The following is a 3,281-nucleotide window of genomic DNA, read 5'->3' on the forward strand; positions in this document are numbered from 1 at the left end:
CCGGAGGCGGTGCGGGGACGCGGACGAGCGGTTCCGTGCGGGACTTGCCGAATCCTGCTCGATGACCCCACCGACCGCCGCACCATCGGCGACGCCGAGCGGGGCCGCGTACGACCTCGACGCTCGGCGGAACGGGACGCCGGCCGGCCTGCGGCGCGTGTCGGCTTCTTCGGTCTCGTCGTCCAGCTCGTCGCAGATCCGGCCCGGCCCTCATTGTGTTGTGTGGGCGCGGGGGAGTGCGGGGGGAAGGGAGTGGGCTGGTGAGGGTTCTGGCGGCGATGTCGGGCGGGGTTGACTCGGCCGTGGCGGCGGCGCGTGCCGTGGCGGCCGGACATGACGTGACCGGTGTGCACCTGGCGCTGGCCCGCAACCCGCAGACCTACCGCACCGGGGCGCGCGGCTGCTGCACCCTGGAGGACTCCCGCGACGCCCGTCGAGCCGCCGACGTGATCGGCATCCCGTTCTACGTCTGGGACATGGCCGACCGGTTCCACGAGGACGTCGTGGACGACTTCGTGGCGGAGTACGCCGCGGGTCGTACGCCGAATCCCTGCCTGCGGTGCAACGAGAAGATCAAGTTCGCCGCGGTGCTGGACCGGGCGGTGGCCCTCGGCTTCGACGCGGTGGTCACCGGCCACCACGCCCGGCTCGGCCCGGACGGGTTGCTGCGACGCAGCGTCGACGTGGCGAAGGACCAATCGTACGTGCTGGCCGTGCTCACCCGCGAGCAGCTGGACCGGTCGATGTTCCCGCTCGGTGACTCCACCAAGGCGCAGGTCCGCGCGGAGGCCGCCGAGCGTGGCCTGGCGGTGGCCGACAAGCCGGACTCGCACGACATCTGCTTCATCGCCGACGGCGACACCCGGGGTTTCCTGGCCGGCCGGCTCGGCGAGGCGCCCGGCGACGTGGTGGACGCGAGCACCGGCGCGGTGGTGGGCAGCCACACCGGCGCGTACGCGTACACGGTGGGTCAGCGTCGTGGGCTGCACCTGGACCGGCCGGCCCCGGATGGGCGGCCGCGCTACGTGCTCTCCATCACGCCGAAGACCAACACGGTGACCGTCGGCCCGGCCGAGGCGTTGGAGGTGTCCGAGGTCCGCGCCGTTCGTCCGGTCTGGACCGGCGGCGCACGCCCGGACGCCCCGGTGGAGTGCGAGGTGCAGTTGCGGGCGCACGGCGACGTGGTGCCGGCCACCGTCGCCCTCGACGGCGACCTCCTGCACGCCGAGCTGCGCCGGCCGGTACGCGGTGTCGCCGCCGGTCAGGCCGTCGTGGCGTACCGGCCGGACCCGGCCGGCGACGTGGTCCTCGGTTCCGCCACCATCACCGGCTGAACGCACGGTCGCCGCGCGGCTCGCGCCCACACCGGGATAGCCTTCGGCCGTGACAGATCAGGCGTGGCCCTGGCCGGCCGGCGCGGCGACCGGAATTGGTTCGCTGCCCGGCACCGACATCGCCGAGGCCCAGAGGGTGGTCCTCGGTGAGCTTCCCGCGCTGCCCCACCTGCCCGAGTTGCCGGCCCGTGGTCCGGGCGCGGACCTGATCGGCCGCACGGCCGGGCTGCTGGTCGAGCTGCCCGTGGAGCTGTACACCGGTCGGTGGCGGGTCGCTCCCCGCCCGGGGCGGGACCTGCGTCGGGCCCGCGACCTGATGGAACGTGACCTGGACCAGCTCGCCGAGCAGGCCGAGGAGTACGCCGGCCCGATCAAGGTGCAGGCCGGTGGCCCGCTCACCCTGGCCGCCGCCCTGGAATTGCCGATCGGCGGCCGGCTGCTGCGCGACCCGGGCGCGGTCCGCGACCTGACCGGCTCGCTCGCCGAGGGTCTGCGCGCGCACGTGGCGGCGGTCGCGCGGCGCCTGCCCCGGGCTTCGGTGCTGCTCCAACTGGACGAACCGTCGCTGACGACCGTGCTGGCCGGGCGGGTGCCGACCGAGAGCGGGCTGGGCGCGTACCGGGCGGTGGAGTCGGCGGACGCGGCGGCGCTGCTGCGCACGGTCGTCGAGGCGGTCGGTGTGCCGACGGTGGTGCACTGCTGCGCACCGGAGGTGCCGCTGGAGTTGGTCCGCTCCACCGGCGCCGTCGCGGTGGCCCTCGACCTTGACCTGATCACCGAGCTGGACCCGCTGGGCGAGGCCATCGACGCGGGCCTCGGGTTGTTGGCCGGGGCCGCGCCGACCCAGCCGCCGCCGGCCGGTGGCGCACCGACCTCCGCACAGGTCGCCGATCGGGTACGTCAGCTCTGGGACCGCCTCGGTTTTCCTCGCCGGCAGCTCGCCGAGCAGGTGGTCGTCACGCCGGCCTGTGGCCTGGCCGGAGCAACCCCGCAGTACGCCCGGGCGGTGCTCGCGGCATGTCGGGACGCCGGCCGGCGGCTCACCGAGGACTGACGTTTTTCTGTCGTACCCGGTGGGCAGGATGGCGGTCATGATTGGACAACTACGTTCAGTGGTGATCGACTGCCCGGATCCACGGGCGCTGGCCGCGTTCTACGCCGAGCTGCTCGGCATTCCTCTGGCCGAGGGTGCCGACTCCGACGACGAGTGGGTGGTGTTGGGCGGCAAGCCCGGGCAACAGCCTCGGCTGGCGTTCCAGCGGGCGCTCAACCTGCGTCCGCCGGCCTGGCCGGATCCGGAGCGCCCGCAGCAGTTCCACATCGACGTGACGGTCGACGACATCGAGGCCGCCGAGAAGGCGGCGCTCGCGCTGGGCGCACGACGGCTGCCCGGTGAGGGTGAGGGCTTCCGGGTCTACGCGGATCCGGTCGGCCACCCGTTCTGTCTCTGCTGGGACTGAGCCGGCGGGCGTTCCTGGCGCGGCCGCCGGGCCGCAGCCGACAATGACGGCCGCGGCGATCACGACCGACGATCGGTCAGGAGGGTGGTCAGCTGGTGGGCAGGTGGCGCAGGCCGCGGATCTTCTGCCACAGGTCGGCGTCGCAGCGGCCGGCCCGGTCGGCGAAGTCGTCGGAGCTGATCCGGATCGGCTCGGTCAGGCTCAGGTAACTGTCGTGCTCGGTGCCGGGGTCCCAGTCCCGGGTGGGGATCCGGACGTGATCGTCCCGGTCGCTCTTGTCCTGACTGGTGATCTTCAGGACGTCGACGCCCCGGGAGTCGGCGCGCAGCACCAGACAGGGCCGCACCTTCGACCCGCTGCCGTCGGCGTCATGGCACGTCGGCCCACCAGATCTCGCCGGCCGCCGGAGTGCCGGCCGCCCCGTTCGGTGTCGCGGGAGCGGGGCTTGGCGGTCGGCCGATCGCCGTCGCGCGGGCGCGACGTGGCG

General features: G+C 73.9%; 4 protein-coding genes. 3 read left to right on the top strand and 1 reads right to left on the bottom strand.

Going from position 1 to position 3,281, the window contains the following annotated elements:
* Window positions 1-260: 260 nt before the first annotated feature.
* The 3 genes from mnmA to JNW91_RS30580 are packed head-to-tail and all read left to right on the top strand — an operon-like array spanning window position 261 to window position 2,794.
* Window positions 261-1,334 carry a tRNA 2-thiouridine(34) synthase MnmA gene (gene mnmA / locus JNW91_RS30570; protein ID WP_203178947.1) on the top strand — a complete coding sequence of 358 codons (1,074 nt, stop codon included), beginning with the start codon at window positions 261-263 and terminating at the stop codon, window positions 1,332-1,334.
* Between the two features lie 49 nt (window positions 1,335-1,383).
* Window positions 1,384-2,388, top strand: a complete 1,005-nt coding sequence (locus JNW91_RS30575; protein WP_203178948.1) for a uroporphyrinogen decarboxylase/cobalamine-independent methonine synthase family protein — start codon at window positions 1,384-1,386, stop codon at window positions 2,386-2,388.
* Window positions 2,389-2,425: 37 nt separating this feature from the next.
* Complete coding sequence (locus tag JNW91_RS30580) at window positions 2,426-2,794, top strand: VOC family protein (protein ID WP_203178949.1); 369 nt, start codon at window positions 2,426-2,428, stop codon at window positions 2,792-2,794.
* An 88-nt stretch (window positions 2,795-2,882) separates the two neighbouring features.
* Here the strand turns inward: JNW91_RS30580 and JNW91_RS32895 are convergent, their stop codons facing one another.
* Window positions 2,883-3,125 carry a hypothetical protein gene (locus JNW91_RS32895; RefSeq protein ID WP_309244532.1) on the bottom strand — a complete coding sequence of 81 codons (243 nt, stop codon included), beginning with the start codon at window positions 3,123-3,125 and terminating at the stop codon, window positions 2,883-2,885.
* Window positions 3,126-3,281: the final 156 nt, after the last annotated feature.

This window comes from Micromonospora parastrephiae, assembly GCF_016802865.1.
Lineage (GTDB): Bacteria > Actinomycetota > Actinomycetes > Mycobacteriales > Micromonosporaceae > Micromonospora > Micromonospora parastrephiae.

Excerpts from the sequence above, each read along its gene's own strand:
- JNW91_RS30580 (WP_203178949.1), top strand. The coding sequence starts at position 2,426 with ATGATTGGACAACTACGTTCAGTGGTGATCGACTGCCCGGATCCACGG.